Below are 26,787 nucleotides of genomic sequence, written 5' to 3' on the forward strand. Positions count from 1 at the left end.
CTCTCCTTTATAATTAATTATTTAATTAATGTTTTACCTGTCATTTCTTTTGGCTGTGCTACATCTAGAAGAGTAAGCATTGTAGGAGCTAGATCCCCTAGAATACCGTCTTCACGAAGCTCTAAGCCTTGTTTTGTTACAATTACCGGAACAGGATTCGTTGTATGAGCCGTCATTGGATTACCTTCAAGTGTAATCACTTCATCAGCATTACCATGGTCTGCTGTGATAATTGCTGTACCGCCTTTAGCTAAAATTGCATCTACAATTTTGCCTAAGCACTCATCTACTGTTTCAATCGCTTTTACCGTTGGTTCTAACATACCTGAATGACCTACCATATCAGGGTTTGCAAAGTTTAATAAAATAGCGTCCTGCTTGTCGCCCTCGATTTCTGCAAGCAACGCGTCCGTCACTTCATAAGCACTCATCTCAGGTTTCAAGTCATATGTTGCTACTTTTGGTGAATCGATTAAGATACGTGTTTCACCAGGAAACTCTGCTTCACGTCCACCGCTCATAAAGAACGTTACGTGAGGATATTTTTCCGTTTCAGCAATACGAAGCTGCTTTAAGTTATTTTGAGATAATACTTCACCAAGCGTATTATCTAAGTTAATTGGCTTAAAGGCTACATATCCGTCAACTGTTTCGCTGAAGTGAGTTAGACATACAAAATGTAAGTTTTTCGGATGTTTCTCACCGCGATCAAATGAGCGGAAATCTTCGTTTGCGAACGTATTTGAAATTTGAATTGCGCGATCGGGACGGAAGTTGTAGAAAATGACTGCATCTTCGTCTTGAATTGTCGCAACTGGCGATCCGTCTTCCTTTGTAATAACAGAAGGTAAAACGAATTCGTCATAGATTCCATTTTCATATGAATCTTTTACGCACTCTTCAGCGCTTGTATATGATGGACCTTCACCGTACACCATTGCGCGGTATGATTTCTCTACGCGCTCCCAGCGTTTGTCGCGGTCCATTGAGTAGTAACGTCCTGAAAGTGTTGCAATTTCACCAACGCCGTACTCTTCAATTTTTTCATTAAGTTCTTTTAAATACGTTTCAGCAGATTGAGGTGCTACGTCACGACCATCTAAGAAGCCATGAATGTAGACTTTTTCTAAGCCTTCACTCTTAGCTAGACGCAATAATGCATAAAGATGTTCGATATGACTGTGTACACCGCCATCAGATAAAAGTCCGAAAAGATGAAGGTTTGTACCCTTTTCTTTTGCGTGCTTTACAGCTGCTACAAGCGTTTCGTTTTGTTCAAACTCGCCTTCACGAATTGCTACGTTTACACGAGTTAAGCTTTGGTACACAACTCGGCCTGCACCGATGTTTAAGTGACCTACTTCAGAGTTACCCATTTGGCCTTCCGGTAAGCCTACAGCTTCTCCAGACGCCTGAAGTGTAGCATGAGGATACTCGTTCCAGAAACGGTCGAAGTTTGGTTTTTTTGCATGTGTTACCGCATTACCTTTATCTTCATCGCGTAATGCAAAACCATCTAAGATGATTAATGCTACTGGCTTTTTACTCATTACTTACCAGCCTCCAAAAGCTGTAAGAAAGAATCTGCTTCTAAGCTTGCTCCACCTACTAAAGCTCCGTCAATGTCTGATTGAGACATATATTCTTTAATATTAGCAGGTTTTACGCTACCGCCGTATTGAATACGTACAGCATCTGCAACATCTTGAGAGAATTGTTCTGCAACAACGCTACGGATGTATGCACAAACTTCGTTTGCACCTTCAGCAGTTGAAGATTTACCTGTACCGATTGCCCAGATTGGCTCATATGCGATAACCGTTTGTTTTACTTGCTCATCAGTTAGACCAGCTAATGCTTTTTGTACTTGATTAGCTACAACTGTTTTTGTTTGGTCTTGTTCATACTCTTCGTTTGTTTCACCGCAGCAAACGATTGGTGTTAAACCGTGTTTGAATGCAGCAATTGTTTTTTGGTTTACTGTTTCGTCCGTTTCAGCAAACATTTCACGACGTTCAGAGTGTCCTAAAATTACGTAGTTCACACCTAGGTCTGCTAATGCAACAGGGCTCACTTCTCCAGTGAACGCACCGTTTTCTTCGAAGTGCATGTTTTGTGCACCAATTTTTAAGTCTGTGCCTTTAGTCGCTTCTACTAAACGATCTAAAAATAGTGCAGGTGCACATACTACTGAATCTACGCTTTCAGGAGATGGTACTGCTCCTTTTACTTCTTCAACAAAGCTAGTTGCTTCAGAAAGTACTTTGTTCATTTTCCAGTTTCCTGCAATAATTGGTTTACGCATGTGTAACACCGTCCTTTGTTTATTGTGGGTTTTCACTTCACGCGTTAGATGTCCAAGAGGGTGCTGTTAAAAGTGATTCGGTCCCTTTTATCTCTTGGTCATCCTTCTTCGCTGCTTGATAATTATTTATATTATCAGTCGTCAGGTCGGTCCTCCGTCTTACTGAAACATAAACTTACTTATCGTTTAGTGCAACTACGCCTGGAAGTTCTTTACCTTCCATAAACTCTAGTGACGCACCGCCACCTGTAGAAATATGGCTCATTTTATCAGCTAGGTTGAATTTTTCAACAGCTGCTGCAGAGTCTCCTCCGCCGATTACTGAATATGTGTCAGTTGCTTCTGCTAAAGCTTCAGCTACTGCTTTTGTTCCATTAGCAAATGCGTCTAATTCAAATACACCCATTGGTCCATTCCAAATAACTAACTTAGAGTTTTTGATTACGTCAGCATAGATTTCACGCGTTTTCGGTCCTGCGTCTAAGCCTTCCCAATCGCTTGGAATGTTTTCAATTGATACAACTTGAATATTAGCATCATTTGAGAAGTCATCTGCTACTACCACGTCCACTGGCATGTAGAAGTTTACTCCGTTTTTCTTAGCTTTTTCCATGAAAGATTTTGCAAGTTCAATCTTGTCTTCTTCAAGAAGTGATTTACCTACTTCATGGCCTAGTGCCTTAATAAATGTGTAAGAAAGTCCTCCACCGATGATTAAGTTATCTACTTTATCAAGTAAGTGGTCAATTACACCGATTTTGTCTTTAACTTTTGCTCCACCAACGATTGCAGTAAATGGACGTTCTGGGTTCGATAATGCTTTTGAAAGCACATCAAGCTCTTTTTCCATTAAGAAACCTGCTACTGCTGGAATGTGTTGAGCAATTCCTTCTGTTGAAGCATGCGCACGGTGAGCTGCACCGAATGCATCGTTTACGTATACATCTGCTAATTCAGCAAACGCTTTTGCTAATTCAGGATCGTTTTTCTCTTCGCCTGGGTAAAAACGTACGTTTTCAAGTACTAAAACATCGCCTTCGCTCATGCCGTCGATTGTTTTCTTTACTTCTTCACCAAAAGCTTCGTCAGCTTTTGCAACGTCTTTACCAAGAAGAGCTTGTAAACGTTCTGCAACAGCATTTAGACGTAATTCTTCAACAACTTCGCCTTTTGGACGTCCAAGATGGCTAGCTAAAATTACTTTTGCACCTTGTTCTACTAAATATTGAATAGTAGGAACAGCTGCACGAATACGAGTTTCGTCTGTTACTTTTCCGTCTTTCATTGGTACGTTAAAGTCTACGCGACAAAATACTCGCTTTCCTTTTACATCGATGTCTTTCAACGTTTTTTTGTTCATCGTTAAAAGGCCTCCTTAAGTATTTATGGTACTAAGCAAGTAGGCTTCTATGTAATCATCAATCCACAAACCAACGTACATTTCATTTTATATATTGGCGCCTTTCTATATAAAGTGAAACTCGAGTTAGCTGTTTATGACGCTTTTTCATGTAGAAGCCAATACATAAATCAAGGAAGAGGGGGTATGCCCCTCTCTTCCTTAGCAAGTCTTATTATAGTCGTTCTATTTTCAGATATCCAATAAAAAAGGAAAGTCTAGTCGATTTCTGTCTTATTGAATCAAATAGAAGCGAATTTTAAGTTATTCTTATAGTCCTTTAGCAGCGATGTATTGAGCAAGGTCTACTACACGGTTAGAATATCCGCTCTCGTTATCGTACCAAGAGATAACTTTAACCATGTTACCTTCCATTACCATTGTAGATAATGCATCGATTGTAGAAGAGTTGATGTTACCATTGTAGTCACCAGATACTAGTGGCTCTTCACTGTAACCAAGGATGCCTTTAAGATCGCCTTCAGCAGCTTCTTTAAGAGCGTTGTTTACATCTTCAACAGTTACTTCTTTATCAAGTTCAGCAACTAAGTCTACTAAAGAAACGTTTGGAGTTGGAACACGCATAGCTCCACCGTTTAATTTACCTTTTAATTCAGGTAATACTAGAGATACAGCTTTAGCAGCACCAGTTGAAGTTGGGATGATGTTTTCAGCAGCTGCACGAGCACGACGGTAATCTTTGTGTGGTAAGTCTAAGATTTGTTGGTCGTTTGTGTAAGAGTGAACTGTTGTCATCATTCCGCGTTTAAGACCGAACTTGTCGTTTAACACTTTAGCAAATGGCGCTAAGCAGTTAGTTGTACAAGAAGCATTTGAAATTACGTTGTGGTTAGCTGCATCGTATTTGTCTTCGTTAACACCCATTACGATTGTGATGTCTTCATCAGATGCTGGAGCAGAGATAATTACTTTTTTAGCTCCTGCTTCTAAGTGTTTTGCAGCGTCAGCGCGTTTTGTGAAGAATCCAGTAGATTCAACAACAACTTCTACGCCTTGTTTGCCCCAAGATAATTGAGCTGGGTCGCGTTCAGCAGAGATTTCGATTGTTTTACCGTTTACTACTAAGTTGCTACCATCTACTACTACTTCTGCATCTAATTTTCCGTGTACAGAATCATATTTTAAAAGGTGAGCAAGCATGTTAGCATCTGTTAAGTCGTTGATTGCTACTACTTCAACGTTATCATTTTTTAAAGCTGCGCGGAATACATTACGGCCGATACGACCAAATCCGTTAATACCAATTTTTACTGCCATGGGTATTTCCTCCTTGAATGTAAAAAGTATTTTTTATATGAGGGATTAATTAAAATCCCTTACTAACTCTTTTGCGGCGCCTTCATCTGTAATGAGAATCGAATCATGCGCTTGTTGCATAAACGCTTTAATTGCCTTTGCTTTTGATGAACCTCCTGCAACAGCGATAACACATTTATTGTTCTTTAAATCATCGAGTTGTATGCCAACTGTTTTAACTTTATGAACAACTTCGCCTTGATGATTAAAATAGTATCCAAATGCCTCACCTACAGCATGTCCATTTTTCACTTTTTCTAAGTCAGCTTGTGGTGTTTTACGGCGTTCTGCCATTGTCATAGCGTCTCCTATTCCGTGAACAACCATACCAGCGGACTTGATTAAATGAAGCATGTCTTTAATAGATGGCTCACCGATAATGGATCGGTATGCTTCATCACTAAGCTGATCTGGAACATGAAGCAAGCGATAGTGACTCATGGACTTTTCAGCCATCTTAGCACAAATCGTGTTTGCTTGGTTTTGTACATTTTCACCTAGCCCTCCGCGAGCAGGTACAAAAAGTACATCAGGGTGTTTTGAATCAGGTGTCATCATTTCGGCAACGGCGGCAAGCGTTGTACCACCTGTAACAGCAACGGTATTTTTTTCACCAACAAGGCGCTCCTTGATACACGAAACAGATGCTCGACCCATTTCATTTTTGACCCAAGGAGACTGATCACTATCTCCAGATACAACAACAACTTCTGATAAAGAAAACGCCTCTTTTAATGTTGTTTCCAATAATCGAAGTCCTGAAACTTCCTTCATTACTTCTTCTAACTCAGCTAGAAGTAGTTCTCCCTCGTTTGTAAGCGTCATCCCACTAGGGTAAATGTCAATCAAATCTTGTTCTTTTAAGAATGTTACTTCGCTTCGTAACACACGCTCTGTTAGCCCAAGGCTTACAGCTAAGTTTCTGCGGCCAATCGGCTGCATTAAACGTATGTATTGCAAGATTTGATAGCGCTTTTGCATAACTGAGAGAAGTTCAGGTAATAATTTTCGTTGTACTTCTATTAAAGAACGCATGTTAAAATCCCCTTAAGGCATAAACTCGCTGGACATATTTTGTCCCATATAGACATATTATGTCCCACCTTGCGCAAAAAAATTCACCCTGCTACAAAATCTATTCTAACAGGAGTGAATCCTTTATTCAACTCATGTGTTGCCTATTTTTAAAAGTAAGCGTTTTCTTAATGGGATACCTGTTATTTTTCCATATTCCACTTCTTCTCCATCCATTTCTACTACAGGAATCGCAAGGTGATACTTTTCCAGCCACTCATCGTTTTTGTAAATATCTCGTTCCATAAGCTGAAAGGGAAACTCAGACTGCATCTCTGCAAGCAGCTTCTTTGCATCATCGCATAAATGACAGCCATTTTTGGTATATAGTACGACTTCCACATTCCCACTCCTTTACTGCGTGACAAAAAGTTTTCGTTGACTGGATGGTAGAACGTTTAATTGGTCTCGATATTTGGCTACCGTTCTTCTTGAAATAGTAACGTTATAATTGCTTTGCAAGACGTTAGCCAACTGCTGATCTGAAAGCGGACGCTGTTTGTTTTCTTCTGATACTAGCTTTTTAAGCAGTTCTTTTACGTGAGTTGTAGAAGTCGCTTCGTTGTTGCCCAGTTGAATACTAGTTGAGAAAAAAGATTTCATTGAAAAGGTGCCAAAAGGCGTTTGAATATATTTGTGCCGAGTAGCACGGCTAATCGTTGATTCATGCACAGAGGTTTGTTCCGCTACTTCCTTCATCGTTAACGGCTTCAAATACGAAGGGCCCTTTTTAAAAAATGCTTCTTGTTCAACGAGTAAAGTATTCATTAATGCGTTTAATGTGTCTTTGCGTGTGTGTAAACTTTTCATAATCCATTGAAATTCACGATATTTCTCTTGCAAATAAGAAAACATTTCTTGGTTCTGCTTATTTTTCAGCTGAAGTTTGTATTGTTCGTTCACTGAAAGACGAGGTTCCAAATCCTCATTTGCATAAGCAACGACATTTCCATCTTCAATTTTCACAATAAAATCCGGTACAATGAATCGTTCATTGGACTTCATATAAAATGATCCAGGACGAGGATTTAATTTCTTAATCTGTTCATGTAATTGTTGAAGAGCTTCAAGTGAGATTTGACATAACTTTGAGATTTTCATCCATTTTTTATAAGCAAATTCCTCAAAGTGATGTGTCAAAATTTGCTCTATTTTTTCTGTCCATTGATTACTTCTTTTTAATTGGAGCATTAAGCACTCCTGTAAACTTCTCGCCCCTACTCCTGCCGGGTCCATCTGCTGCACAAGTTGAAGAGCCTTTTCAACCTGCTCTTGATCTTGGCCAAGCTGGTTAGCAAGTATGATTAACTCATCGTGCAAATAGCCAGCATCATCCAGACTATGAATAACAAACTCAACGGCTGCCTGCTCACATTCATCTAATTTTAATAATGCGGATTGATTCATTAAATGTTCGTACAGCGTTTCTTTAGGAGCTGGTATACTGCTCATATAATCTGTTGAATCAGAAGTTGCATGATTTTTTTGATTGTGAGATGTATTGACGGGCAGCTCTGAAAAATCTATAAGCGGATTTTGAAGCGCCTGCTCATGTAAAAACGCTACAATATCCATCGATGAATATTGTAAAAGAGAAATAGCTTGTGATAATTCTTTTGACATCGTCAGTTTTAACGACTGCTGCTGAAATAATCCAATTTCCATTATTTCTCCCCTCCCCTTCATCTATTTTACTATAAAAACGCTTTCAAAGAGCATGTAACTATTTTTTATATGTAATTTTTTCATCAAAAAATCTCCGTCAACCTTTGTTAACGAAGCATTTCATCCTATTTTTAGTTACTAACCATCAAAAAAGTAATAGAGCTATACACCTTTATAACTTTTCATTATAATTCGCGCCTACTACATGATCCGAGTACTAATTCGACATGACGTTTTCTGCGTCATGTCGAATTTTCTGCATTTGTATAATATATAGAAGAATTGCTTATTGAATAGTTTGTGCCATTTGCATAAACTTGTCTAAGTTTTCTGCGTCATTTTTCGTAAAAATGGTTAGCTTCATTGGTTTCTTTCCTTTAACCAACACGGCGTTTACCGTATGATCGCCAGATGTGGCTTCATACCAGACAGAATCTTTGAAGATTCCATTCTCTTCAAAATTCTTTTTCTCTGCTGCATTTTTATTAACTGCTGTTGCCGTTTGTTTAACAGATTGAGCAGCGTCATCCAGCGATGCTTCTGATGAAAGCATTTCAATACGCATAAATTGAGAATCATCTGAAGTTAACACTAACGCATCTTTTCCAGGTTCTTCACCCGTTAGTTTATAGCCGTCCATTACTTGAATAGAATAATCTTGTTCTGGGCTTTTTGTTAGTTTTGTTTCTGAAGAAGACCTTGACTGCCCACCTTCCGCCGTTTCGCTAGTCGATGATTGACTTCCTGAAGGTTCGGCTGAGACCTCAGCAGAATCCGCATCTTTTTTCGACTCTTCTTTTGCAGCGCCTGATGTTTGATCAGATTTAGAAGCTGTATCCTGCTGAACATTTTCTGCTTGATCATTAGACTTCGGCTGAGCAGAATCTTCGTTCGTCCCGCATGCAGATAGTAATAGGGCTACCGATGCACTGACAATGAAAAGTTTGTTCATGTATTTCATATTTATTCCTCCTCCGTGTTTCTTTTCCTTATATACTGTTTTATAGTATTCTGACAAATTCCGCAACCGGTACAATGGAATTAATTTCTTGCTTCCTTACGCGTATAAAGGGTTATAGAAGGAAAATAAATATTATTTTTTGAGAAGATGAGCCTTTTTACTCAAAATAAAAAACGTTGCGTAATCCGCAACGTTTTAAGACGCCCTCGACAGGATTCGAACCCACCCTAAGAGAACCGGAATCTCTTGTGCTATCCACTACACTACGAGGGCATATTTGTCACAACTTCCATTATAGGAGAGAAAACTTCTCTTTTCAATAGAATACTACGTTTATTTTTTTAAGAAGGGGGAAAAATTTTAATAATGTCAAAGAGGAATACATAGTCTTTTAAGCGAATATGTGTAGTAGAGGTTCTTTTGTTTGACCTTTATTGACCATACGTGTATTATAGGTACATAACAAATTATTCTTGTTAAGGAGGAATTTAATATGAACTTAATTCCTACAGTTATTGAACAAACAAACCGTGGTGAACGTGCTTATGACATTTATTCACGTTTATTAAAAGACCGCATTATTATTTTAGGTAGTGCTATTGATGATAATGTAGCTAACTCGATCGTTTCTCAGCTTCTATTCTTAGCTGCTGAAGACCCAGAAAAAGATATCTCACTTTATATCAACAGCCCAGGTGGCTCTATTACAGCTGGAATGGCTATCTATGATACGATGCAATTCATTAAGCCAAAAGTTTCTACAATTTGTATCGGTATGGCTGCATCAATGGGTGCTTTCTTACTGGCTGCTGGTGAAAAGGGCAAACGTTTTGCTCTTCCAAACAGCGAAGTAATGATTCATCAACCTCTTGGTGGTGCTCAAGGACAAGCTACTGAAATCGAAATTGCGGCAAAACGTATTCTATTCTTACGTGAAAAACTAAATTCAATTTTAGCTGAGCGTACAGGTCAACCGTTAGAAGTGCTACAACGTGATACAGATCGTGATAATTTCATGACTGCTGAACGCGCTTTAGAATACGGTCTAATTGACAAAGTATTAGAAAACGACCCTAAATAAGAAAAAAGCCTTTCCCACTTTGGGAAAGGCTTTTTTATGCATCGTTCTCTACGTAAGCGACTAACGCATCCATTGCTTCTTTTTCATCTACCCCTTCAACAATGAGCGTAATAAGAGAACCGTTATTAATCGCTAAGCTCATTAACCCCATGATACTTTTAGCGTTGACTACTTTCTCATCTTTCTTCAAGTACACATCAGATGTAAAACGAGTTGCTTCTTGCACGAATAGTGCCGCAACACGAGCTTGTAATCCCGTTTTTAATTTTACTTCTACTTGTTTTTCCATGATAAAATCCTCCCCCTTGCAATTCCCCTTATGTGACTGGCTGACCGGCGCGAAGCTTGTCTGCTATTTGGTCAATTTTACGCAATCGATGGTTAATGCCTGATTTGCTAATTTGACCTCCAGATACCATCTCACCAAGCTCCTTTAACGTAACGTCTTGATATTCCACACGCAAACGAGCAATTTCTCTCAGCTTTTCTGGTAAGATATCTAATCCAGCTGTTTCATCAATATAACGAATGTTTTCCACTTGACGAATGGCCGCTCCGATTGTTTTGTTTAAGTTAGCTGTTTCACAATTAACTAAGCGATTAACGGAATTTCGCATATCTCGGACAATTCTTACATCCTCAAACCGTAAAAGAGCGTTATGGGCTCCAATGATATTTAGAAACTCCGTAATTTTTTCAGCTTCTTTCAAATAGTTAATATAGCCTTTTTTTCGTTCTAATGTTTTACTATTCAATTGAAATTCGTTCATTAAATTGCATAAAGCTTCGTTGTGCTCTTCATACAATGAAAAGATTTCAAGATGGTACGATGATGTCTCCGGGTTATTAATAGAGCCGCCGGCTAAAAATGCGCCTCTTAAGTAGGATCGCTTACAGCATTTCTTTTGTACTAGCTCTGGTGAAATACGATGTGTAAACGTGAATCCTTCTTCTACAATTTTTAAGTCTTCCAAAAGCATTCTTGTTTTCTCTACTAATCGAACAATATACACATTGTTTTTCTTCAGCCGCATTTTCTTACGTACAAGCAGTTCTACTGACACATCATAATTTTTCTTAAGCAGGACATAAATGCGTCGAGCAATCGCTGCATTTTCAGTTTGGACATCAACTGTGAATTTTTTATTCGAAAAAGAAAGTGAACCATTCATTCGAATTAATGCAGAGAGCTCTGCTTTTGCACAGCAATCCTTGACTTCTAAATTCGTTAACTCTTTTTTTGTTTCTGATGCAAATGACATAACTTCACCTCCAATCTACATACAGAAATAGTGTTAAACACCAGTATTCGCTTTACCTTGCAGCGATGTCAGCATAGAATACACAAGCTTTGCTACTTTTTTTGTATCATGCCTAATTACGCTGCCGTCATACTGAATAATTTGATCTTCAATCACTTCTAAACCTAATTTTAGCAATACTTCACGGTCATATTCTACAGGCTGAGCCTGCTCTACTTGATATTTCTTTTTTAAAGGTGCCGGAATAGGTGCATTATTGACAATAATCGCATCTAAAAACGCACACGGCATATGGTTGTAAAGCGCTTTAATATGATCACTTGCCTTAAAATCCAATGTCTCACCCGGCTGCGTCATCACGTTGCACACGTACACTTTCTTTGCTTTTGTCGAACAAAGCTCATTACAAATATCTTGCACCAGTAAATTCGGCAAAATACTTGTATAAAGACTTCCCGGCCCCAATACAATTAAATCAGCGCGTCGAATAGCTTTTATTGTCTCGATAAGCGGTTTCACATCGGCAGGCGATAAAAACACTTTATTAATTTTTTTATTAACTTCTGGAATTTTAGATTCACCTGTTACGATGGATCCATCTTGCATCTCCGCATGCAGCACAACACTTTGATTAGCTGCCGGAAGCACTTTCCCTCTGACGTTTAGTACTTTGCTCATTTCTCGTATAGCATGCACAAAATCGCCAGTAATAGACGTCATAGCTGCAAGCAACAAATTGCCAAGAGAATGGCCTGTAAGCTCATTTCCTGTATCAAATCGATGTTGAAAAAGCTCTTCAACTAGTGGCTCTACATCAGATAAAGCAGCTAGCACATTTCGAATATCACCAGGAGCAGGGATTTCAAGTTCATCGCGCAATCGGCCAGAACTTCCCCCGTCGTCTGCTACGGTTACGATGGCTGTAAGATCAAGAGGGTATTCCTTCAACCCTCTTAACAGCACTGGTAAACCCGTTCCTCCCCCAATGACGACAACTTTTGGAAGCTGTTCACTGCTCATCTATGATTTTCCTTTCTCCTCTCAATGTCACGATGAGAAATATGAGTTTTGTATTCATTCTGGAAATGGTGACCTAAATATTCAGCTAATGTGACGGAGCGATGCTGTCCCCCTGTACACCCTATAGCGATGACCAGCTGGCTTTTACCTTCTCGCTTGTACTGCGGAAGCATAAACGAAAGTAGGTCTACTACTTTTTCAATGAACTTTTGAGTTTCCGTCCATTTTAATACGTAAGAAGAGACCTCTTCTTCAAGCCCTGTTTTAGGACGCATATGGTCAATATAGTGAGGGTTTGGCAAAAAGCGCACATCAAAGACTAAGTCAGCGTCAATAGGCACCCCGTATTTAAAACCAAATGACATCACATTAACAGTAAAAACTTGTGAAGCGTGCGAAGAAAACTGAGTTAAAATCTTTTCTCTAAGCTCTCTTGGCTTTAACTCTGATGTCTCATAAATAAGCTGAGCTCTTCCTTTTAACTCCTCAAGTAGCTCCCGTTCCATACCAATTCCTTCTAACGGTAAACCCGAAGGAGCTAGCGGATGTGAACGTCTCGTTTCTTTGTAGCGCGTCACCAGTACAGAATCTTTTGCATCTAAAAATAAAATTTGTGGCGTGACCCACGTTGTTTCACTCATGTTATCTAATGCTTCAAATAGGCTTTCAAAAAACTCTCTGCCTCGCAAATCCATAACAAGAGCAACTTTATTCATTTTATTCCCTGACTCTTTCATGAGTTCCAAAAATTTCGGTAGCAATGTAGGGGGTAAATTATCTACACAAAAGAACCCTAAATCTTCAAAACTCTGAATTGCTACTGTTTTTCCTGCACCTGACATTCCAGTAATAATCACTAATTGAATATCGCTTACAGACCCAGTACTCATTTTTCATCCCCCTCAATCTATGCATACATGTCTATTTATCATTAACAAGGATCAATTCGATAAGATAATAACTCGAAATCCGTTGTATACGTAAAGTTGCCATAAATAACACCCGACCCTTTTGCTACATAATCGATAATGTGATGATCTCCCGGGGCCATCGGCAATTCACTTACTTCACTCAAATTATGCCAACCGAGTTTGCCTTCTTCTGATTCTAGCACATTTGTCCCATCAAAATCTGTAGCAAAAAAAGTAAACATCATCCACTCAGATGAAATTTGATCGTTTTCTTTCATCGTAAATGTAAAAATACCTTTTACAGTGGGATTTTTCAAATAAATTCCTGTTTCTTCACGAAATTCTCTTACAACAGAGTCTTTTACAGATTCTCCTTGCTCCATTTTCCCACCCGGGGCCACCCACCAGTTTCTTCGTGGCTTTTGAAGCAACAATACTTTATCGTCTTTCATTAATACACAATTTGTGACCCTTTGCATGTTTTCCACCTCATCATATGTATACTGACATTTTCTTTTATTATACTACGAAACAAACTTCTCTCACAACGGAGATGAACTAACTATTACTAAATTTTCTGAAAATAAAAACTTGCTGTTATATACGTAAATTCAATCTGTTATAGTCAAAAAAAAGAGGCATAGGAACACGTCCTATGCCCGACATACATATATTTTATAAAAGGGGGTCAATTACTATCTATATAGTACCCCATCAATGTTTCACAGGTGTTACAGAACAGTTAAAACCGAATTACGTTTTGTAAACGATTGATTTCAGCCTTATTGCTGAATAGCTTTTAACTTTTCTTTTAACTCTTCTACATAGTGCTGAGCCGCTTGAGCAGCAATGCTGCCATCACCTGTAGCTGTTACAATTTGACGAAGAGCCTTTTCACGAACGTCTCCAGCTGCGAACACACCTGGTACTTTTGTTTCCATTTGCTCGTTCGTTTCAATATATCCTTCTTTATTCGTGATGTTTAGGCTTTCGAATGGTTTTGTTAGTGGAACCATTCCAACATAAATGAATACGCCGTCCGCACCAAACTCGCGCTCTTCACCTGTTTTTGTGTCTACTAACGTTACGCTGCCTACTTTACCGTCTTTTTCATTTACTTCTTTGACTGTTGTATTCCAAATAAAATCAACTTTTTCGTTGTCAAATGCACGCTGCTGTAGGATTTTCTGCGCGCGAAGCTCATCGCGTCGGTGAATAATTGTTACTTTTGTTGCGAAGCGTGTTAAATATACGCCTTCCTCAACCGCAGAGTCTCCACCGCCTACAACGACTAGCTCTTTACCTTTAAAGAATGCACCGTCACATACAGCACAATAAGATACGCCGCGGCCGCCTAGTTCTTTTTCTCCTGGCGCACCTAATTTTTTATATTCAGCACCAGTAGCAACGATTACTGAACGTGTTTTATATTCTTTGCTGCCTGCACGAACTGTCTTGTATTCTTCTCCGTCGATGATTTCTTTAATATCACCGTACGCATATTCCGCACCGAATTTTTTTGCATGCTCAAACATTTTGTTAGAAAGGTCAGGACCAAGGATATGATCATAACCTGGATAGTTTTCTACATCTTCCGTATTAGCCATTTGACCGCCTGGAATTCCGCGTTCAATCATTAGTGTTGATAAATCTGCACGAGATGTATATACAGCAGCAGTCATACCTGCTGGACCTGCCCCAATAATAATGACATCATAAATTTTTTCTTCTGTCATTTCTTTACACTCCTTCTAGGAAATTCCTTCGTAGTTGATTCCAAATTTATGGATAATTATTTCGTTACCACTATCCTAATATGTTCTTCCTATTATCGTCTATTTTTTTGCTCAATTTAATAACGTATTCACAATTTTACTGTACTTTCTAACTGTTGCAGCCGAAATGGAATATTGTTTTGCCGCATCGGCTTGAGTAATAGACTGGTTTTGTTCTTTCGCCCATATATATGTGACGGCTGCAGCCCATGCATTTACGTTCACATGCTGAAAATCATAGGATTGTTTATATACCTGTACATATACATAAAACCAAAAGCTTAAAAGATCCTGGGTATCACTTTCAGTCTGCGATTCCATCTCCAGTTCAATAACATCTGCCACCTCAAAAATCACATGTTGTTTATCCTGCCATACATACGTATATACTTCATCCAAAAGTGTACTCATATGTATGGACGATTTGATTTCTTCTAAAAGAAGCAGACGCTGCTGTTCAGGAAGCTTTTTTGCCATATACAAGCTGTAAAGCTGATCGTGAACATTGTTTGTTGCACACTTCTTTTTCGCTGTAACATCCACTTTCGATTGAAAAACCTTCGCAGCTTTTTGACTGATGCGCCAAGGCTCCTCTCCTTCTTTATCAGGAACGTCTTCCAATGCCAGCTTCCACATTTCTTTAGAGAAGGCTTCATGTCCAGTATAGTAAGAGGCGTATGAAAGCCAATAATGAAATGAGTTGTCTCCTTGAAAACCTTGTGTATAAAGCTTTTTTAACCATCTGTATGATAGTTTGTATTGACCAATCAACGCAAATGTTGCTCCAAGCTTATAGCGGTGTTCAAATGACATCGGATAAACGCGGCTAAGCCCGTCTGTAAGCTCCTCAACTTCTTTATGCTTATGGCAATAATAATAGAAAATCAGCTGATTGCATAACGCATGAAGATTTCCAGGGTTTTTCTCCAATACTTCATTCAGCAAATCCATTGCCTCATCAATTTTATTTAAATAAAAATAAGCTAACGCTAAATTATTATATGCAGACCAGAATTCTGGATACTCATCAATTATTTCAGTTAACAAATCCACTGCTTCTTCAAAATTCGTTGCTTCAAGCAGTCGTTTTGCTTGTTCTTGTTTTATAATCAGCATGTCGCCTAGCTGATTTTTAGGCTCTTCATCTTCTTCATCCACATCAATTGATAGTAAATCTAACAGATCTGTAGCCGATCGAAAGAGGTCACCATTTGGAAAATGCTCAATGTAATACATCGCGTATTTTTTTGATTCTTCAAACAGTCCAAGATGCGCATAGCTGTTGGCTATATAGTAGTAACAGCTTCCTAATGTATCGTCCATATGATGAATCACATGGAGAAAAAGCTCGTTGGCATCTTGATAATCTCCCTGCTCCGTTAAAGCTACTCCAACGTTTGTAAGAAGCTGTGGATTACGGGCATTTTCTTTGTTTGCACGCGTTAAATACTTGAGCGCTTTATCTGACTCCTCTTCTTCAAACGCCTGCAGCGCTTTTTCGAAATAGAAGTCACCCGTTTGCGAAAATGGAATTACTTGTGCCATTTTTTGAATTACTTTTGAGTGTTTTTCCATTAAGCCCTCCAAATAAGTTGATAATTTCGACGTTCGTAGTATATCACATTTGCCAAGAAGTTTAATACCTCTATTCAAAAAAGGAGCCTGCAAGCAGTCGTTTCTTGACGCAAATAAGAGAAGGTTTTGCCTCTTTTATCTAAAATGAGACAACTCCTTCTCTCCTTTCACTATGTAGCTATTAGCTAGAGTGACGTTCCTTTAATACTGATAGGACATCGTCCAAAGGCAGCTTTTGCTCACGAAGTAAAACAAGTACGTGGTACAGTAAATCCGCAACTTCCCACTTCAGCTCATCATGGTCACGATTTTTTGCTGCAATAATCACTTCACCTGCTTCTTCTCCTACTTTTTTGAGGATTTTATCTACGCCTTTATCGAACAAGTACGTCGTATAAGCTCCTTCTGGCATTTCAGCTTCACGCTTAGCAATCACTTCTTCTAGCTCATTAATAATAGCAAACCGATTATCATTTTGTTTATTTTCGCCAAGAATTGTTTCATTAAAACAGCTGTAAGCCCCCGTATGACAAGCAGGACCTTGAGGCTCCACTTTTACAACAAGAGAATCAGCATCACAGTCATATGCCATGCTCACAATTTTTTGTGTGTTCCCAGAGGTTGCGCCCTTGTGCCATAACTCTTGTCGAGAACGGCTGTAAAACCATGTTTCACGTGTATCAATTGATTTTTGAAGTGATTCTTCGTTCATATAAGCCAATGTTAAAACTTCTTTACTCACAGCATCTTGTACAATAGCTGGCACAAGTCCATCACTGTTGAATTTAATGTTTTCAATCGTCATCGAATGCTCACTCCTTGTTGTTTTGCATAGCTTTTAATTTCTTTTACAGATGTTTCTTTATAGTGAAAGATTGAAGCCGCCAAAGCCGCGTCAGCTTCTCCTTTTTCAAACGCATCGACAAAATCTTGACCATTTCCTGCGCCGCCAGAAGCAATAACAGGAACGCTCACCGCTTGGCTGACTGCTTTGGTTAACGCTAAATCAAACCCTGACTTTTCGCCGTCTTTATCCATGCTCGTTAACAAGATCTCACCCGCACCGCGCTTCACTGCTTCTCTTGCCCAGTCGATTACTTCCCAGTCCGTTGCATTGCGGCCTCCGTGTGTATAGACTCGCCATGATTGTAAGCTTTCATCGTACTTAGCATCGATTGCTACCACAATACACTGAGCTCCAAAAAAGTCGGACCCTTCTGTAATCAGTGCTGGATTGAGTACGGCCGCTGTATTTAATGACACTTTGTCTGCACCAGCACGAAGCATTCTCTTCATATCTTCTAATGCATTAATTCCTCCGCCCACCGTAAAAGGAATCGCTAGCTGAGATGCTACTTCTTCTACAACATGTACCATTGTTTTGCGTCCTTCATGAGAAGCAGAAATATCTAAAAAGACTAATTCATCTGCGCCTTCTTCATCATAAAATTTCGCCAACTCTACAGGATCTCCTGCATCTCGAAGTTCCACAAACTGAACTCCTTTTACCACACGGCCGTCCTTTACATCTAAACAAGGAATGATTCGTTTTGTAATCATTACGCTTTCACCTCTTGAAGTGCTTCAGCTACTGTAAACTTATTTGTATAAAGTGCTTTCCCTACAATCGCACCAATAACGCCGTCAGCTTCATATTTCTTTAGTGCATCTAGATCAGCAAGCTTACTAACTCCCCCTGATGCAATCACACCTTTTCCAGTAGCCTTAGCCATTTCAACAATTCCTTCCACATTAGGACCAGACAGCATACCATCTGTAGAAATATCCGTGAAAATAAATGTTTCCGCACCAGCATTAGCCAATTCTTTTCCTAGTTCTGTCGCTTTGATTGTAGATGTTTCCACCCAGCCTTCCGTCGCAACATAGCCATCACGTGCATCAATACCAATAGCAATACGCGCACCATATTCCTTCAACATTTTTTTCACAAATTCAGGATTTGAAATAGCTGCACTTCCTAAAATAACGCGGTCAATTCCGTTTTCTAAATAGTAAGCAACGTCAGCTTCTGAGCGAATGCCTCCTCCAATTTGCACACGTACATTTAATTTCTTTTTCACGCCTAGCACAAATTCATCATTCACGCGCTTAGCCGCTTTTGCGCCGTCTAAATCAACCATGTGAATCCACTGAGCGCCTTCACTTGCGAATTGTGTGGCCATATCTACCGGAGAGTCTCCGTACACCGTTTCTTTTGTGTAATCTCCTTGAAGCAAACGGACGCACTTCCCTCCGCGCATATCAATGGCTGGATATATTTCAAATTTGCTCATACGATGGGCTCCTTTTCTCTACGAAGTTTGCATAATTTTGAAGCATTTGCATTCCGATTGCACTGCTTTTTTCAGGGTGGAATTGAGTGCCAAATACGTGTTCTTTTCCAACAACTGCTGGAACTTCAACATCATAAGGACTTGTTGCTAAAAGCACGTCTTGGTCGTTTGTTTTTACGTAATAAGAGTGAACAAAGTACACGTGACCTGCACTGATTCCATCAAGCAGAGCGGACTGCTGATGAAAATCTAAAGAGTTCCAGCCCATATGCGGAACTTTATATGTCTGTCCTTCGGCAGTAATGCCGGGAATACGCTCGACTCTCCCTTTTAACAGTTCCAACCCTTTTGTTACACCGTTCTCATCGCTTTCTTCAAATAAAAGCTGCATACCTAAACAAATTCCAAGCAAAGGCATTCCTTTTTCTACTTCTTCTTTAATAAAGTCCGTCAGCTTTGTTTGATTCAGCTGTTCCATCGCATCTTTGAATGCTCCAACTCCAGGAAGAATCAGCCCTTTTGCCTTTCTTAGTTCTGCAGGATCTGCGGAGATGATATAGTCATAGTTTAATCGTTCAAGAGCTTTACTTACGCTGTATAAGTTTCCCATCCCATAGTCAATAATGCCAATCATTTACAACATCCCTTTCGTCGAAGGCACACCTTTGACACGCGGATCAATCGTTGTCGCTTCGTCCAAAGCACGTGCTAATGCCTTAAATACCGCTTCAATAATGTGGTGCGTATTTTTACCGTAGTGTACGATTACATGTACATTCATGCGAGATTCTAATGCAAATTTCCATAAAAATTCATATACAAGCTCTGTATCAAATGTACCGACGCGCGAAGCGGGAATGTCACCTTTAAATTCAAAATGAGGACGATTGCTTAAATCTACTACGACTTGGGCTAACGCGTCATCCATTGGTACAAACGCATTTCCATAGCGTTTAATTCCTTTTTTATCACCGAGCGCTTCTTTGAACGTTTGACCAAGGCAAATACCGATATCTTCCGTTGTATGGTGATCATCAATCTCCGTGTCTCCATCTGCTTTTACATCAAGGTTAAACTGTCCGTGTTTTGTAAATAAATCGAGCATATGATTTAAAAAAGGAACGCCTGTATCAATGTTCGCTTTTCCTTCTCCATCGATTCCAATCGCTAATGCAATATCCGTTTCGTTTGTTGTACGTTTAATACTTGACTCTCTCATTGTGAAACTCCTTTCAACTGTGCATGTAATAAGTAAAGAAAAGAACATTTCTACTCTTTTTTTAATCTCCGCCTTATTTTTTAAAGCGTTCTTCAACTGCCCTTGCATGAGCTTCTAGCCCTTCTAAACGAGCAAACGCTGCGATTTTTGAGACATTTTTCTGCAGGGCTTGTTGGCTGTATGAAATAATACTAGACTTTTTTACAAATGAATCAACTGATAAAGGACTTGAGAATTTTGCTGTCCCATTGGTTGGAAGAACATGGTTTGGTCCAGCGAAATAATCGCCAACAGGTTCTGAACTGTATCTTCCTAGAAAAATAGCACCGGCATGACGAATGGAACCTAAAAGTTCAAGCGGACTTTCAGTCATAATTTCTAAATGCTCAGGGGCTAATTGATTCACAGCTTCAACCGCTTCTTCTAATGACCCGGTCACATAAATAGCGCCATGGTTATCAATAGAAGGTTTGGCAATTTCTTTACGTGGTAAAGATTCTACTTGCCTTTCCACTTCTTCTTTAACAGCTTCGGCTAACTTCATAGAAGGCGTAACTAAAATACTTGAAGCTAATTTGTCATGTTCTGCTTGAGACAATAAATCAGCGGCCACTTCGTTCGGCTTAGCCGTATCGTCTGCTAGTACGACAATTTCACTAGGTCCAGCAATTGAGTCAATGTCTACTAAGCCATATACTTCTCTCTTCGCCAATGCAACAAAGATATTACCAGGCCCTACAATTTTATCGACGGGTTGAATTGTTTCTGTTCCATAGGCAAGTGCTCCTACTGCCTGAGCTCCCCCTACTTTATAAATCTCTTCGACCCCAAGCTCACTCGCTGCTACAACTACTCCAGCAGGAAGCGCGCCGTCTTTTCCTGGAGGTGAAACCATCACGATACGTTTTACACCTGCCACTTGAGCAGGAATGACATTCATTAAAACGGAAGAAGGATACGCTGCAAGACCTCCCGGTACATAAACACCTACTGCATCTAAAGGCGTTACTTTCTGCCCTAAAATGGTGCCGTCTTCTTTTGTTGTCATCCAAGACTGCTCGACCATTCTTTCGTGGTAATCACGAATGTTGTCAGCAGCTTCACGAATGATTGACAGCATATCTGCATCAACCAGCTCATAAGCACGCTTCTTTTCTTGTTCTGTCACAAGCAAAGAAGAAAGCTCAACGCCGTCAAATTGGGCTGTATATCTTTTTAAAGCTTCGTCTTTTTGCTCTTGCACTTGCTTTAAAATATTTACGACAATTTCTCTTTGGGCACTCGTCCCTTGATCAATCGTACGCTTTAAGCTCACTTGTTCTGTTACACGTGTAATTTTCAATGTATGTCACCTCTTTTATACAGGTTGAACCACTTGGGCTAAACGATTCACTAAATCATCAATTCGTTCGTCTTTTAAACGATAGCTTACAGGGTTCACAATCAAACGCGATGTAATATCTTCAATGTGCTCCAATTCAACAAGTCCGTTCTCTTTTAGTGTTTGTCCTGTTGATACAATATCAACAATCCGATCAGCAAGGCCGATTAAAGGCGCTAATTCAATCGAACCATTCAATTTAATAATCTCTACTTGCTCTCCTTGCTCCCTGAAATAAGTAGATGCTACATTTGGATATTTGGTTGCCACTTTTTGAGCAATTTCTGATTTTTTAGCATTAGGCAAGCCGGCAACGGCCAGATGACATTTACTAATATTTAAATCCAACAGCTCATAGACATCTCGTTCTTCTTCTAACATTACGTCTTTGCCTGCAATACCAAGATCCGCTACTCCGTATTCTACATAAGTAGTAACGTCCATTGGTTTCGCTAAAATAAAGCGCATGTTCTCTTCAGGAATGTCTACAATCAGCTTGCGCGAATCGTCAAATTCTGGCGGCAATTGAAAGTCTGCTTGACGCAAAAGTTCAGCTGCTTCTTCAAAAATACGTCCTTTTGGCATTGCAATTGTTAATAGTTCACTCATTATTGTCCCCCCTTGCCTCGTTTTCCAATTAGAAACGTGACTTCTTCAAACTGTGCAGTAAATACATCAACATCATCAACGCCCGCAATTTCCTGAGTCACTACCCGGTATCCTTGCTTGCGCTGTTCAGCAGCTAAAGCTAATGCCTCATCTAAACGCTCTTGACTATATAATATGCCGTATACTACTGAAGGCTCATATACTTCTTCGCCCAGCGCTTCAATTAAGCGGTCGAGCTGAATTCCAAATCCTGTAGCTGGTGTTTTAGACGCGAATTTTTCAAGAAGCTGGTCATAACGTCCTCCATTACCGATATGGAAACCAACGTTTTCAGCAAAAACTTCAAATAAAATACCTGTGTAATAGCTCATATGACTGACTAAGTTAAAATCAATTTTAATTTCATCCGTTACACCGTACGCATCAAGCATATTCCATAGCTTTTTCAAATCACCGGCTGCTTTTTGCCCAGCTTCGTTTTCAACGAGTTCAACCGCTTCTTCAATCTTCTTTTCATCTCCACGCAGGTTAAGCAGCTGAAGGAGACGCTGTTTATCGATAGAAGATAGATTCAAATCTTTTACATGATTACGATAACCCACGTAATTTTTCTCATATAAAAAGCGGCGAAGCACGTTAGCACGTTCTTCATTTCCGACAATCTCTAAAAAAAGCGAATTAACGAACCCGATGTGGCCAATTGCGACTTTAAATGATTTAAGTCCCGCTCTTTTTAATGCGCCGATCATGAGAGCAATGACTTCAGCATCGCTGCTCATCGTAGCGTCTCCAATTAGCTCAACGCCTATTTGTTCAAACTCCGCCGGGCGGCCACCCTCACGCTGCTGAGCTCGGAATACATTTGCTTCATAAGCTAAGCGCAAAGGAGAATTATTTAAAAGTTTTGAAGCGGCCACACGTGCAAATGGCGTTGTTACATCCGGTCGCAGCACAAGCGTATGCCCTTCTTTATCTAAAAGTTTAAACAATTGTTGATCTAAAATAGCTGATGCGCTTCCTACCGTCTCGTAGTATTCCACAGTAGGTGTTGCCATATATTGATAGCCCCAGCTGCTGATTTCATCTGCCAGCTGACTGCGAACTTGTTTTTTTCTTTCAAAAAGAGCTGGCAGGGTATCTCTCATTCCAAGGGGTTTTTCAAACATAAATAACTTTGACATTCTGACACGTCCTTTAAGCTTGATTTTATCTATTAAGGAACCATTGATAGGTTGATTTTACTTTATCACGCTAATGTATTAGCGAAATAACAAATTAAAGTTATTGATAGTTTACACCCGATAAAGTCAGCCGTCAACCGCCAGCTGTTCAAATTTACAAAAAAAACCACAGCTTAGTTCTTGCTAAGTTGTGGCTTTAGGTTCTGCTTCCCTGCGCTTTTCCATTTCTTCTTTTGTATAGATGACACGCATAGGGTTACCTCCAACAAAGAAACCGGGTGCTACATCTTTATGAACCACCGTTCCAGCCGCTACAACCGCTTCGTTGCCGATTGTTACACCTGGAAGGATGGTGCTATTTGCTCCAATCATCACTTCATCCCCAATGATGACATCTCCAAGACGATATTCCGTTATCAGATATTCATGAGCGAGAATAGTGGTATTGTATCCAATGACCGTATTGCGTCCTACTTGTATTTTTTCAGGAAACATAATATCAAGCATCACCATAAGGGCAAAGGATGTTTGAGGTCCTACTTTCATCCCTAAGCACGCTTTATACAGCCAGTTTTTCATCGAAAGAAAAGGCGTATAACGAGCGCATTGAATGATGAGGAAGTTGCGCACTACTTTCCAAAAAGGCACGGTCTTATAGACATGCCAAAGGGAGTTAGCTCCTTTAACCGGATAGCGCGTTGTTTTTCTCACTGACGTTCTCCTTTTAATATATCAATTAAATCCGTCATATTTTCTAAAATAATATCAGGGTTATAAGAAGCGATATGATCTCTTCCTTTTGCACTCCAAGCAACTCCAGCTGTTTTCGTGTAAGCTCTTTGGCCGGAAACGATATCGTGATGGTTATCTCCTACCATCAGCGCTTCTTCAGGTTTAGCATCAAGCAGATTCAGCGCTTTTTCGACCGGCTCAGGATGCGGCTTTGCATTTGTTACGTCTTCAATTGCGACAATCGTATCAAAGAACTGATCTAACTTTGTTAACTTAAGCCCCATCATGACCGTATTTCTTTGCTTAGTTGTGACAATACCTAATTTATAATTCTGCTCGTGCAGCCATTTAACTGTTTCAAGTACGCCTTCAAATTCTTTCACAAGCAAATCATGATTGGCTAGATTATGCGTGCGATACATCTCAATCATTTCGTTTACTTTCGTTTTATCCATTTCTACAAACGTGTCGTATAAAGGCGGACCCATGAACTGTAAAATATCTTCACGAGTGTATTGTTCAGGATAATAGTGATTAAGCGTATGAGTAAACGAAGCAATAATTAATTCATTTGTATCAATTAACGTACCGTCTAAATCAAACAAAACCGTATTAATCGTCATTATTCATTTCCTTCCCTTGCGTCAAATCAAGTTTGTCTAAACCTTGTAGCTTTTCTTCATTTACGCCTTAGATTGTGCTTCTTCATTCTCTAAGTATTTCTGTTTACTCATTCCCGTCACGCGGCGGATAATAATTAAAATAATGGCGATGACAATCAGTGCAAGTGAAACAACTTGAGCGATTCTGAGTGTATGCGTCAGCATTAAACTATCCGTGCGAAGCCCTTCTACAAAGAAGCGTCCAACTGAGTACCAGATTAAATAAGATAAGAAAATTTCTCCTTTTCGCAGACTGGTGCGGCGAAGTACCATCAACAGGATAAATCCGGCAAAATCCCATAATGATTCGTATAAAAACGTAGGGTGATAATATGTACCATTAATATACATTTGGTTAATAATAAAATTTGGAAGGTGCAACCCTTCTAAAAAAGCACGGGTAACCGGCCCCCCATGTGCCTCTTGATTCATAAAGTTGCCCCAGCGCCCAATGGCTTGGCCAAGGATTAAACTAGGCGCAGCAATATCAGCCAACTTCCAAAATGAAATCTTTTTTACTTTCGAATACACAATGGCAGTTAATACGCCTCCGATTAAGCCACCATGAATGGCGATCCCGCCTTGCCAAATCTGAGGTATTTCGTTCAAATGCTTTGAATAGTATCCCCATTCAAAGGATACATAATAAATTCGTGCACAAATAATAGCTATTGGCACAGCAAATAGAATAAGATCAACAAATGTATCTTTTGATAAGCCTCTTCTTACGCTTTCTCTTGTCGCAATATAAAGACCCAACAGAACACCTGCACCGATAATGACACCATACCAGTAGACCGTTAGAGGGCCAATTTCAAGGAAAACGCGATCTAACGGCTGAATAGTTGCTTCCACAAGTTAACACCCTTTCTTATAAATCTTCACGGTCTCCTTCTTCAATTACATCTGTTAGACGTGCAGAAAATTGTTCTGCTGCGTTAATACCCATACGCTTTAAGCGGAAGTTCATTGCTGCCACTTCAATGATAACAGCTAAGTTTCGTCCCGGACGTACTGGCAATGTAATTTTTGTAACGTCTGTATCAATAATTTTCATTTTATCTTCTTCTAAACCAAGGCGATCATAATGTTTCTGCTGATCCCATGTCTCTAACTGAATAACAAGTGAAATTCGCTTATAGCTTCGTACAGCTCCTGCGCCGAATAGCGTCATCACATTGATGATCCCTAGTCCTCGAATTTCAAGCAAATGCTCGATTAAACCAGGCGCATTTCCTACAAGGGTGTCTTGATCTTCTTGACGGATTTCCACACAGTCATCGGCTACTAGACGATGACCCCTCTTAACAAGCTCTAGAGCTGTTTCACTTTTACCAACGCCGCTTTTTCCCATGATTAATACACCAATTCCGTATATATCAACTAATACGCCGTGCAGGGCAGTCGTAGGTGCTAGCCTGCTTTCAAGAAAATTCGTTAAATGGCTGGAAAGTCGCGTTGTTTTAAAGCTTGAACGCAGCACGGGAACTGATTCACGCTCTGAAGCTTCGATAAGTTCTTTCGGTACATCCATTTCGCGGGAAACAATGATAGCCGGCGTGATATCTGTACACATTTTTTCCATTCGAACTTTTTTTTGTTCCTCATCTAACTGTTTAAAAAATGATAGTTCTGTTTTACCTAACAGCTGGATACGTTCTGCTGGGTAGTATGTAAAATAACCTGCCATTTCAATACCTGGACGTGAAATATCACTTGTTGAAATAGGGCGGTCGATTCCTTCTTCTCCGCTAATAAGCTCTAATTTAAATTTCTCAATGATGTCTTTTGTACGTACTTTAACCACCGTGCATCCTCCTTTTATAAACAGTCATATACCTGTTCATGTCTACAGTATATCCAACTCTCGCTTTTATGTCGCGTTTGGTTCTACTAGCCACTTTATTTTATCATTAATACAGAAAGAAAAGAAAAAAAAGATGGCATAGGCTGCATCGCCTTACCATCTTTTTTAGAAAATTAAATATTGCAAGAAAGTTATCTTCTATTTTGAAGCGGTTCAACAATCACTCGTTGAATAAGCGCATTTAGAAGCGACATAATTACCGAGGCTAAAAGCGCTGTACCAAACCCGTCAATATTAAAAGAATCTCCCATAACACTTTGTGTAATCATCAGCGTAATGGCATTAATGACGAATAAGAATAGGCCAAGCGTAAGAAATGTCACCGGCAGGGTAAGTAAAATTAAAATCGGCTTAACAAACACATTCAAAATCGATAGAATTAAGCTCGCGATAATAGCTGCACTGACCGATTCCAAGTGAAAGGTGTCAATATAACCTGCGATTACGATTAATACGAGGGCATTGATTAAAATACTAATGATTCCACGCAATAACAT

Annotated in this window: 29 protein-coding genes and 1 tRNA gene; 1 reads left to right on the forward strand and 29 read right to left on the reverse strand. The window is 39.6% G+C overall.

What is annotated here, in order from left to right; translation table 11 throughout:
* Window positions 1-17: 17 nt before the first annotated feature.
* The 9 genes from gpmI to CEQ83_RS24610 form a co-directional block, all read right to left on the reverse strand.
* Entirely contained in the window at window positions 18-1,550 is a 1,533-nt protein-coding gene (gpmI, locus tag CEQ83_RS24570) for a 2,3-bisphosphoglycerate-independent phosphoglycerate mutase (RefSeq protein ID WP_098627040.1), read from the reverse strand.
* On the reverse strand, window positions 1,550-2,305 hold the full coding sequence (tpiA, locus tag CEQ83_RS24575) for a triose-phosphate isomerase (protein ID WP_013085385.1): 756 nt from the start codon (window positions 2,303-2,305) through the stop codon (window positions 1,550-1,552). The genes gpmI and tpiA overlap by 1 nt, the downstream gene beginning before the upstream one ends.
* A 175-nt stretch (window positions 2,306-2,480) precedes the next feature.
* Window positions 2,481-3,665 (reverse strand): phosphoglycerate kinase, encoded by a 1,185-nt coding sequence (locus tag CEQ83_RS24580; RefSeq protein WP_028412053.1) that lies wholly within the window; start codon window positions 3,663-3,665, stop codon window positions 2,481-2,483.
* A 309-nt stretch (window positions 3,666-3,974) separates the two neighbouring features.
* Window positions 3,975-4,982, reverse strand: a complete 1,008-nt coding sequence (gap, locus tag CEQ83_RS24585) for a type I glyceraldehyde-3-phosphate dehydrogenase (protein ID WP_014457839.1) — start codon at window positions 4,980-4,982, stop codon at window positions 3,975-3,977.
* A gap of 45 nt (window positions 4,983-5,027) precedes the next feature.
* Window positions 5,028-6,056: a sugar-binding transcriptional regulator gene (locus CEQ83_RS24590; protein ID WP_014457838.1), complete on the reverse strand. Its 1,029-nt coding sequence runs from the start codon at window positions 6,054-6,056 to the stop codon at window positions 5,028-5,030.
* A 132-nt stretch (window positions 6,057-6,188) separates the two neighbouring features.
* Complete coding sequence (locus CEQ83_RS24595) at window positions 6,189-6,437, reverse strand: glutaredoxin family protein (protein WP_033580423.1); 249 nt, start codon at window positions 6,435-6,437, stop codon at window positions 6,189-6,191.
* Between the two features lie 12 nt (window positions 6,438-6,449).
* Entirely contained in the window at window positions 6,450-7,760 is a 1,311-nt protein-coding gene (rpoN, locus tag CEQ83_RS24600) for an RNA polymerase factor sigma-54 (RefSeq protein ID WP_028412050.1), read from the reverse strand.
* A 286-nt stretch (window positions 7,761-8,046) separates the two neighbouring features.
* Window positions 8,047-8,721 carry a hypothetical protein gene (locus CEQ83_RS24605; protein ID WP_155017538.1) on the reverse strand — a complete coding sequence of 225 codons (675 nt, stop codon included), beginning with the start codon at window positions 8,719-8,721 and terminating at the stop codon, window positions 8,047-8,049.
* Window positions 8,722-8,922: 201 nt separating this feature from the next.
* A tRNA-Arg gene (locus CEQ83_RS24610) sits at window positions 8,923-8,994 on the reverse strand.
* Between the two features lie 220 nt (window positions 8,995-9,214).
* Here CEQ83_RS24610 and clpP point away from each other — a divergent pair.
* Entirely contained in the window at window positions 9,215-9,802 is a 588-nt protein-coding gene (clpP, locus tag CEQ83_RS24615) for an ATP-dependent Clp endopeptidase proteolytic subunit ClpP (RefSeq protein ID WP_013059707.1), read from the forward strand.
* A 34-nt stretch (window positions 9,803-9,836) separates the two neighbouring features.
* Here clpP and CEQ83_RS24620 read toward each other — a convergent pair whose 3' ends face one another.
* The 20 genes from CEQ83_RS24620 to CEQ83_RS24715 form a co-directional block, all read right to left on the reverse strand.
* Window positions 9,837-10,091: an HPr family phosphocarrier protein gene (locus CEQ83_RS24620; protein ID WP_013059708.1), complete on the reverse strand. Its 255-nt coding sequence runs from the start codon at window positions 10,089-10,091 to the stop codon at window positions 9,837-9,839.
* A gap of 28 nt (window positions 10,092-10,119) precedes the next feature.
* A complete protein-coding gene (gene whiA, locus CEQ83_RS24625) occupies window positions 10,120-11,064 on the reverse strand; it encodes a DNA-binding protein WhiA (protein WP_013085390.1) in 945 nt (314 codons plus the stop codon).
* Window positions 11,065-11,097: 33 nt separating this feature from the next.
* The gene (locus tag CEQ83_RS24630; RefSeq protein WP_155017539.1) at window positions 11,098-12,084 is read right to left on the reverse strand and encodes a gluconeogenesis factor YvcK family protein; all 987 of its coding nucleotides are present in this window, start codon (window positions 12,082-12,084) and stop codon (window positions 11,098-11,100) included.
* Window positions 12,081-12,974, reverse strand: a complete 894-nt coding sequence (gene rapZ, locus CEQ83_RS24635; RefSeq protein WP_013059711.1) for an RNase adapter RapZ — start codon at window positions 12,972-12,974, stop codon at window positions 12,081-12,083. The genes CEQ83_RS24630 and rapZ overlap by 4 nt, the downstream gene beginning before the upstream one ends.
* Before the next feature lie 41 nt (window positions 12,975-13,015).
* On the reverse strand, window positions 13,016-13,474 hold the full coding sequence (locus CEQ83_RS24640) for an 8-oxo-dGTP diphosphatase (protein WP_013059712.1): 459 nt from the start codon (window positions 13,472-13,474) through the stop codon (window positions 13,016-13,018).
* Between the two features lie 303 nt (window positions 13,475-13,777).
* Window positions 13,778-14,731 carry a thioredoxin-disulfide reductase gene (gene trxB / locus CEQ83_RS24645; RefSeq protein WP_013059713.1) on the reverse strand — a complete coding sequence of 318 codons (954 nt, stop codon included), beginning with the start codon at window positions 14,729-14,731 and terminating at the stop codon, window positions 13,778-13,780.
* Window positions 14,732-14,842: 111 nt separating this feature from the next.
* Window positions 14,843-16,345, reverse strand: a complete 1,503-nt coding sequence (locus CEQ83_RS24650) for a tetratricopeptide repeat protein (protein ID WP_099000234.1) — start codon at window positions 16,343-16,345, stop codon at window positions 14,843-14,845.
* Window positions 16,346-16,526: 181 nt separating this feature from the next.
* The gene (gene hisIE, locus CEQ83_RS24655; protein ID WP_013059715.1) at window positions 16,527-17,150 is read right to left on the reverse strand and encodes a bifunctional phosphoribosyl-AMP cyclohydrolase/phosphoribosyl-ATP diphosphatase HisIE; all 624 of its coding nucleotides are present in this window, start codon (window positions 17,148-17,150) and stop codon (window positions 16,527-16,529) included.
* Window positions 17,147-17,905 carry an imidazole glycerol phosphate synthase subunit HisF gene (gene hisF, locus CEQ83_RS24660; RefSeq protein WP_025752585.1) on the reverse strand — a complete coding sequence of 253 codons (759 nt, stop codon included), beginning with the start codon at window positions 17,903-17,905 and terminating at the stop codon, window positions 17,147-17,149. Before hisF ends, hisIE begins: the two co-directional genes overlap by 4 nt.
* The gene (gene hisA / locus CEQ83_RS24665; RefSeq protein WP_025752584.1) at window positions 17,905-18,639 is read right to left on the reverse strand and encodes a 1-(5-phosphoribosyl)-5-[(5-phosphoribosylamino)methylideneamino]imidazole-4-carboxamide isomerase; all 735 of its coding nucleotides are present in this window, start codon (window positions 18,637-18,639) and stop codon (window positions 17,905-17,907) included. The genes hisF and hisA overlap by 1 nt, the downstream gene beginning before the upstream one ends.
* Window positions 18,626-19,273: an imidazole glycerol phosphate synthase subunit HisH gene (gene hisH / locus CEQ83_RS24670; RefSeq protein ID WP_034264272.1), complete on the reverse strand. Its 648-nt coding sequence runs from the start codon at window positions 19,271-19,273 to the stop codon at window positions 18,626-18,628. Before hisH ends, hisA begins: the two co-directional genes overlap by 14 nt.
* On the reverse strand, window positions 19,274-19,858 hold the full coding sequence (gene hisB / locus CEQ83_RS24675; RefSeq protein ID WP_013059719.1) for an imidazoleglycerol-phosphate dehydratase HisB: 585 nt from the start codon (window positions 19,856-19,858) through the stop codon (window positions 19,274-19,276). It lies immediately after the preceding gene.
* Window positions 19,859-19,931: 73 nt separating this feature from the next.
* Complete coding sequence (gene hisD / locus CEQ83_RS24680; RefSeq protein WP_028412044.1) at window positions 19,932-21,200, reverse strand: histidinol dehydrogenase; 1,269 nt, start codon at window positions 21,198-21,200, stop codon at window positions 19,932-19,934.
* A gap of 15 nt (window positions 21,201-21,215) precedes the next feature.
* Entirely contained in the window at window positions 21,216-21,848 is a 633-nt protein-coding gene (gene hisG / locus CEQ83_RS24685; RefSeq protein ID WP_013059721.1) for an ATP phosphoribosyltransferase, read from the reverse strand.
* Window positions 21,848-23,029, reverse strand: a complete 1,182-nt coding sequence (locus tag CEQ83_RS24690) for an ATP phosphoribosyltransferase regulatory subunit (protein WP_028412043.1) — start codon at window positions 23,027-23,029, stop codon at window positions 21,848-21,850. Before CEQ83_RS24690 ends, hisG begins: the two co-directional genes overlap by 1 nt.
* 183 nt (window positions 23,030-23,212) lie before the next feature.
* Window positions 23,213-23,740, reverse strand: a complete 528-nt coding sequence (locus CEQ83_RS24695) for an acyltransferase (protein ID WP_013059723.1) — start codon at window positions 23,738-23,740, stop codon at window positions 23,213-23,215.
* Window positions 23,737-24,384: a pyrophosphatase PpaX gene (gene ppaX, locus CEQ83_RS24700; RefSeq protein ID WP_033580418.1), complete on the reverse strand. Its 648-nt coding sequence runs from the start codon at window positions 24,382-24,384 to the stop codon at window positions 23,737-23,739. Before ppaX ends, CEQ83_RS24695 begins: the two co-directional genes overlap by 4 nt.
* A gap of 60 nt (window positions 24,385-24,444) precedes the next feature.
* A complete protein-coding gene (gene lgt / locus CEQ83_RS24705) occupies window positions 24,445-25,278 on the reverse strand; it encodes a prolipoprotein diacylglyceryl transferase (protein ID WP_028412041.1) in 834 nt (277 codons plus the stop codon).
* 16 nt (window positions 25,279-25,294) lie between these two features.
* A complete protein-coding gene (gene hprK, locus CEQ83_RS24710) occupies window positions 25,295-26,230 on the reverse strand; it encodes an HPr(Ser) kinase/phosphatase (RefSeq protein WP_028412040.1) in 936 nt (311 codons plus the stop codon).
* A gap of 191 nt (window positions 26,231-26,421) precedes the next feature.
* Window positions 26,422-26,787, reverse strand: a complete 366-nt coding sequence (locus tag CEQ83_RS24715) for a phage holin family protein (RefSeq protein ID WP_013059727.1) — start codon at window positions 26,785-26,787, stop codon at window positions 26,422-26,424.

It is taken from the genome of Priestia megaterium (assembly GCF_009497655.1).
GTDB classification, from domain to species: Bacteria; Bacillota; Bacilli; order Bacillales; family Bacillaceae_H; genus Priestia; species Priestia zanthoxyli.